Raw genomic sequence first — 6,703 nt, 5'->3', positions numbered from 1 at the left:
AGGGAATATCTACGCTGTGACTTTACTTTCATGATTACTGACTCCAAAAAGGTGTCTACTTTTATGGAGTCAGATCATTTTTCTGATAGCTGACGGCTGAAAGCTGATAGCTCCTGTGTGTTGGGTTTCATTTCACTCTACCCAACACACATGTTTTCAACCTATCGCCCCTACTTAAACCACCCTTGAAAGCGCTCCATTAATAGATAATTAACTGGCACTAATAGCAAGGTGATAAGCGTTGCGAAGATAATCCCAAAGCCAAGGCTTACAGCCATTGGAATAAGGAATTGTGCTTGCGTTGCTTTTTCAAATAACAGCGGCATTAAACCAATAAAGGTGGTTAAACTGGTTAGCATTACTGGGCGAAAACGTGCCGCACCGGCAAGCTTAACGGTTTCCAGTAAATCACCGCCCTCTTCACGCTTCTTATTAATAAAATCAACCAGTACCAATGAGTCATTCACTACCACACCTATCAAGGCTAACATGCCAAGCAGGCTCATAATGGTTAACTCCATGCCCATTACCCAGTGACCCATTACCGCACCTATCATGCCAAACGGAATAACACTCATCACAATTAATGGCTGCAAATATGATTTAAACGGTATCGCTAATAATGCATAAATAATAAAGAATACAAACACCAGGCCCCAAGCCAGTGAACCAAATGACTCTCGCTGCTCTTTGGCTTCACCTTCGAGTGTGTAATCAACACCTGGGTATTGCACCATGAGCTCATCTAAGTAGGTTTTTAAATCTGCTTGCAGTACCGTCATATTGGTATTTGATTTTTCAACATCAGCTGTGACATTCAATGTGCGATAGCGGTCAATACGATAAATAGACGATGGGCTTTGCCCCGGTACTAAAGTCGCCACATGCGAAAGCGGCACAGTACCACCAGCTGGTGTTTTAATAAGTATATCTTTTAAGTCTGCAACCGAGCGACGCTCTTCAATCGGTAAGCGTACCATTACGCGCACATCGTCGCGCCCACGTTGAATGCGCTGTACCTGCGCACCAAAGAACGAGTTACGCACTTGCTGCGATACATCAACACGATTTAATCCAAGCGCTAACCCCTGCTCTGTCAGCTCAATTTGCAACTCTTCTTTACCATCTGACATGCTATCGGCTATTTCGTACACTGTTGGATAGGTCGATAAACGCACTTTAACTTTTTCAGCAACAGCTTCGAGGGTGTCGATTGAACTACCGCTTAGCTGTACATCAATCGGGCTAGATGTTCGGCCAAACTCAGCACGGAAAGTGACACTCTCTGCGCCTGGTATAATACCGATAAGATCACGCCATTCGCTGGCAAGCTCTCGTGAGCCTATATCTGATTCACGCTTTTCTGCTGGCATAATCTCAAATCTAACACTACCAGTATTTGACGAACCACCACGGCCACCTGTGGTTGCCAAAATATTTAGAATTACACTTTGACCTTCTTCATCGCGGTATTTATCTTGTAATTCTTTTGCCTTGTCTGACATTTTAATGACGTATTTATTGGTCACTTCAAACGGTGTTCCGGCAGGGAAAGTTACGGATGCACGTACCGTTTCACTTGGAATACGCGGGAAAAAGGTAAATTTAGTCCAACCACTTGTGATCAAGGTAACAATAATTACAAAAATCCCAACAAATAAGCTAACCGTAGCCATTTTATTCTTTAAAGCTAGATTCAATAATGGTTGGTAATACTTCATTATTGCGTGTTCAAAGCCATCGGCAAAACGCTGTTGAAGGCGCTCTAGTCTCGATGGCTCGCCCTTTTCATGACGTAGCTTTAAGTATTTTAAGTGTGCTGGTAATACAAACTTAGACTCAATCAAAGAGAACAGTAAAACAGGAATAACCACGACAGGAATTTGTGCAAAAATGGCGCCTCGAGCACCTTCAATAAAAGCGAGAGGTAAAAATGCCGCAACGGTTGTAAGTACACCAAAGGTGACTGGAGTTGCCACCTCTTGCGTTCCACGAATAGCGGCTTGCTCACCACTTTCTGCAGTTTTTAAATGGGTATAGACGTTTTCTCCGGTAACTATGGCATCGTCAACAACAATACCTAACACCAAAATAAAACCAAATAAGCTGATTACATTAAGAGTGATACCAAATATTGGCATCATTAAAAACGCCCCCATGAACGACACTGGGATACCAATAAATACCCAAAATGCAATGGCTGGACGCAAGAATAAGGTGAGTAGTGTCAGGACTAAAATTCCGCCCTGAATTGCGTTACTGGTAAGCGTTGCTATTCGGCTTTTTACAACTTCTGAGTCATCATCCCAATAACTTAACTCAAACCCTTCTGGAAGCTGGCTCTGATGCTCAGTTATGTAATTTTTTACCGCATCAGCAACTTCAATCGCACTTTGCGGGCCAATACGATACACATCAATAAATGCAGCTTGCTTACCATTAAAACGAGTGCGAACAGGGGTTTCTTCAAAATCATCGCTAATACGAGCAATGTCACCTAAACGAATAATTGTGCCATCAGCTTGGTTTTTTACCACTATATTAGCAAATTCATCTTTGCGATAAGCTTGACCTTTTGAACGAATGAGGACATCACCCCCTTGTGTTTTTAAGTTACCAGCTGAAACATCAGTACTTGAATTGCTAATTGCTGAAGAAATGTCCGATAAGCGTAAATCGTATTGGCGTAAAGTGTCTTGGCTTACTTCAATGGCAATTTCGTAATCACGCACTCCGCTTAACTCAACTTGAGTTACACTTGGCAAACGTAGAAGCTCATCGCGTACAGTCTCGGCGTATTCAAGCGTTTCTTTTTCACCATAGATACTTGAAACAGTCACGGCGATTACTTCGCGCTTCCACTCAGCAAGCGAAACAATCGGTTTTTCAGCATCGACCGGAAAGGTGTTAATTGCATCAACCCGACTTTTAATATCAGCTAACAGCTCTCTTGGATCATACCCAGTCTCAACTTCAATACTTACCGAAGAAGAGCCTTCAGAAGAGCGGCTAGTGATACGCTTAACTCCCTCAAGATCTTGCACCGCTTCTTCTATGCGAATTGATACCCCTTTTTCAACATCTTCAGGCGTAGAGCCGCGCAATGATACACTGACACTAATTCGGTCAGACTCAAACGATGGAAATACTTCAAGTGGTATTTGCGTCGAAACGCTAAATAAACCCGCTAATAATATGCTGATCAGCAATAAGTTTGCTGCAACATGATTCTTTGTAAACCAAGCAATCATTATTGCGCTCCTTGCTCTTTAAGCGGCTGTTGATTGCTTGAACGCTTAGCTTTTGCTCTGGTTGCCTGATACTCTTCGCTACCCATAACGGTAACTTGCGTACCAGAACTCACTTGACCAAGCGGTGTAATCACCAAGTTATCGCCTGCAGACAAACCATCAGCGACAACGGCTTGGTTAGCGTTTTGCCAAGCAAGTGCAATATTTTTACGACGCAGTACACCCTGCTCTTCTACGTAAACATAGGTGCCTTGGTAAATTGCGCTATTTGGGATCACAATGGCATTCTCTATCGCCTTACCAGTAATTTGTGCTTTGATGTACTGACCAATTTTAATTGGATACTGATTCACAGTCGTGGCTTTATAAGGGTCGTTAATTTGCGCAACCACATAAAGCTGCTGCGCACTTTCATCTATAGCCCCTTCGGTGCGTATAACTTGACCTTGCCAATACTGTTTGCCAACGAGATCTGAGCTGAATTTAACGAGTGAACCCGCGCTATTTTTAGCGCCATCACGAAACTGCTCTGGTAAGTTAATGAACGGCAAATCTTTATTTTTGATTGGTAAGCGAATTTCAACGCGATCAATCGCATAAATGCTAGCAAGTTCCATGTTATTACTCACCACTTGCCCTAAGTCTACGCTGCGACTTAAAACTCGCCCCGCGTATGGAGCTGTGATCTTTGTACGCTCTAAATCAAGCTTCGCTTTTTCAAGTGTCGCTTGCGCAGACAACACACTGGCTTCGGCTGCTGCTAATTGTGGTTTACGAAGTACCAAGCTACTTGCTTGTTCACCCTTGCCTAAGCGCTCCCAATCAGTAATTGCTTGACGACCACGAGCTTGCTCTTCAAGTAAGCTTTGCTCAGCGGTTAATAGCGTCGCTTGTGCTGATTTTACTTCGGCGCGGTGATCTCTATCATCTAGTTGCAACAACACATCGCCTTTTTCGAAAAAGCCACCTTCACGAAATTGCTCACTAATTTCGATAATTTGCCCTGAAGCCTGCGCGACTAGCATACTTTGCGTACGTGGCTTTACGGTGCCAAAACTATCAATCATTACTTGATAAGTTTCTGGTGTTAGAGTTTTAACAGCCACATTTACTTTCGCTTTCGGTGGTGAAGAAAAACGATTTGCTTGCGGCGGGTTACCTTTAATAAACATGACAAGCAGTACCGTCACAACGATCACTACCAATGGAATTAATATTTTACGTGTCTTAGTATTCATGATTATTGCTCTGCTACTTCACTATTTGCTTCACTAAAGTCACCGCCAAGGGCAATGTGTAAGTTGATTCTATTTTTAATAAGTTGGTTTTTGAGTTCGATAACAGAGCTTTGCGCGTTAAAAGAGCGATCTTGCGCATCAAGCACTGTCGTGTATGTTACTAAACCACTTTGATATTGCTCAAAAGACAAACGCTCTGCGGCAATTGCATTTTCTTGTGCTTCTAAGGTTTTCTCATAACGCACTTTCAAGGCTTGCTCTTGACTTATTGCAGTTTCAACTTCATTAAATGCATCATAGAGTGTGGCAAGGTAAGCTTGCTCCTGACGTTTAACGCTAAGCCTTGCCTGCTCTTCATTGGCTTTTAAGCGACCACCTTCAAAAAGCGGCATTGAGATACTACCAATCAGTGACCAAGCTAAGCTTGAAGGCGAAAATAAATCACTCACTCTATCTGTGCTATCACTGATAGATGCTGAAAGATTTAAGCTCGGAAAACGTTGTTTGTGCGCGTAAGCAAGTCCCGCATCAGTACTTAACAACTGATACCAGCTTGCCATTAACGCTGGCTTGCGGGTGATAAGCTCTGAAGGTAAACCCAAAGGAATTGTGTTCTCAAGTAGTGGCAAATCGGCACTAACCAATAATGCCCCAGCAGGATATTGGCCTGTTAAACGCTCTAAATCGCGAATTGACTTAGTTAAGGTAGCTTGCTGTGCAGCAATATTCGAGCGCTCAGTATTTAGCTCATTACGAGCAAGATAAACATCAAGCGCTTCATTTAAACCTTGGCGATAACCTGACTCAATAATATCTAAATTTTTCTCAGCGTTTTGCTCACGCTGCTTATATAGCTCAAGTAACTTGTGGTTCGTAATAACATCAAACCAACCCGCTACTACATCAGCAACTAATTGTTGTTTACTTTGCGCAAATGTGGCTTTTTCAGCTAGGTATTCAAGATTTGCTTGTCGTTCTGAGGCCGACAATTTGCCCCATAAATCAACTTCGTAGCTTAATTCTAATGATGCAGAACTAGCGTTGTTATAACTAACAGGGCGATTATCTTTGCTACGGCTCGCTCGTGTTGATAAATCAAGGCTTGGCCATAAATCGGCCCCAGCAGCAATAAGCTGTTGCTCTTTAATTGCCACATCATAACCTGCTTGTAAAATTGCTTGGTTATGGGCTAATGCTTGCTCCACTAAATTAAAAACTTGAGGGTCGTGTAATTGCTGCAACCAGTTGTCTTCAACAGCAAGCACCTTGTCGCCAGAAGGAAGTTGCTGCCATGCACTTGGTACAGTCTCAAGCTCAGCAACTCGTTCATTGTGAGTCGGCTGGCTCGCACATGCACTTAGCAAAATTACACTTAAAGCCAATAAACTCGGCTTATATTGCCAATTCATTCTAAAAACCTGAAAAACATCTATTTATGAGTGTAATTCAAGCACCACGTTAAGTTTTGCTCAACTGACTTTACATAACATTACACAGCCTGACATTTGGGGACGATGAATGGTAGGAAAATGGAGATAAGTTGCAAACTATCAGCTATCAGCTATCAGCTATCAGCTATCAGCTATCAGCTATCAGCTATCAGCTATCAGCTATCGAAAATCTTCCATGTAGTTTTTCTTTTATACAAGAACTTATTATTCTTATTCGCGCGAAATAAATTTCACGCCTACGGTGCTAGGTGCTAGGTGCTAGGTGCTAGGTGCTAGGTGCTAGGTGCTAGGTGCATAGTGTTGGTGTTGGTTTTGGATTCGTAAAGGGGTCACCCTACCAAATCGAATTTTTGTTCGGCGTTAAAACGCCTCCTACAACTCGTATCTTGGGCCTCGAAACTCGTACCTTTACCCTTTACTCTTTCCCCTTTCTAACTCGCTAACTTATGTATTTAAAATCTGATAGCTGACGGCTGAAAGCTGATAGCTCTTTAAATTTCACGCCTACGGGATGTAAAATCGTGATTTGGAGGAGACAGAAACAAAAAAGCCTCGCGATTGCGAGGCTAGGAAAAATGGTGCCCAGAGGCGGAATCGAACCACCGACACGAGGATTTTCAATCCTCTGCTCTACCGACTGAGCTATCTGGGCAAAACAATTAGCTAGATGCTAACTATTAAATAAATGGTGCCGACTATCCGAGTTGAACGGATGACCTACTGATTACAAGTCAGTTGCTCTACCAACTGAGCTAAGTCGGCA

Annotated in this window: 3 protein-coding genes and 2 tRNA genes; all 5 read right to left on the bottom strand. The window is 42.8% G+C overall.

All coding sequences use genetic code 11. The annotated features are described in order from the left end of the window. Window positions 1–170 precede the first annotated feature (170 nt). The 5 genes from EXT43_RS10000 to EXT43_RS09975 all read right to left on the bottom strand — a co-directional run bounded on the left by EXT43_RS10000 (window position 171) and on the right by EXT43_RS09975 (window position 6,702). A complete protein-coding gene (locus tag EXT43_RS10000; protein WP_130166874.1) occupies window positions 171–3,251 on the bottom strand; it encodes an efflux RND transporter permease subunit in 3,081 nt (1,026 codons plus the stop codon). Further along, window positions 3,251–4,489 (bottom strand): efflux RND transporter periplasmic adaptor subunit, encoded by a 1,239-nt coding sequence (locus tag EXT43_RS09995; RefSeq protein ID WP_062564939.1) that lies wholly within the window; start codon window positions 4,487–4,489, stop codon window positions 3,251–3,253. The genes EXT43_RS10000 and EXT43_RS09995 overlap by 1 nt, the downstream gene beginning before the upstream one ends. A gap of 2 nt (window positions 4,490–4,491) precedes the next feature. Then, complete coding sequence (locus EXT43_RS09990) at window positions 4,492–5,898, bottom strand: TolC family protein (protein ID WP_062564938.1); 1,407 nt, start codon at window positions 5,896–5,898, stop codon at window positions 4,492–4,494. Window positions 5,899–6,516: 618 nt separating this feature from the next. Continuing rightward, window positions 6,517–6,592 (bottom strand) — tRNA-Phe (locus EXT43_RS09980). Window positions 6,593–6,626: 34 nt separating this feature from the next. Further along, window positions 6,627–6,702, bottom strand: a tRNA-Thr gene (locus EXT43_RS09975). Window position 6,703 lies beyond the last annotated feature (1 nt).

Origin of the sequence: Pseudoalteromonas sp. CO109Y (assembly GCF_004208935.1) — a bacterium.
In the GTDB taxonomy this organism is placed as follows: Bacteria; Pseudomonadota; Gammaproteobacteria; order Enterobacterales; family Alteromonadaceae; genus Pseudoalteromonas; species Pseudoalteromonas shioyasakiensis.
This window is presented reverse-complemented; position numbering and strand designations above follow the sequence as displayed.

Excerpts from the sequence above, each read along its gene's own strand:
- EXT43_RS09990 (WP_062564938.1), bottom strand. The coding sequence starts at position 5,898 with ATGAATTGGCAATATAAGCCGAGTTTATTGGCTTTAAGTGTAATTTTG.
- EXT43_RS10000 (WP_130166874.1), bottom strand. The coding sequence starts at position 3,251 with ATGATTGCTTGGTTTACAAAGAATCATGTTGCAGCAAACTTATTGCTG.
- EXT43_RS09995 (WP_062564939.1), bottom strand. The coding sequence starts at position 4,489 with ATGAATACTAAGACACGTAAAATATTAATTCCATTGGTAGTGATCGTT.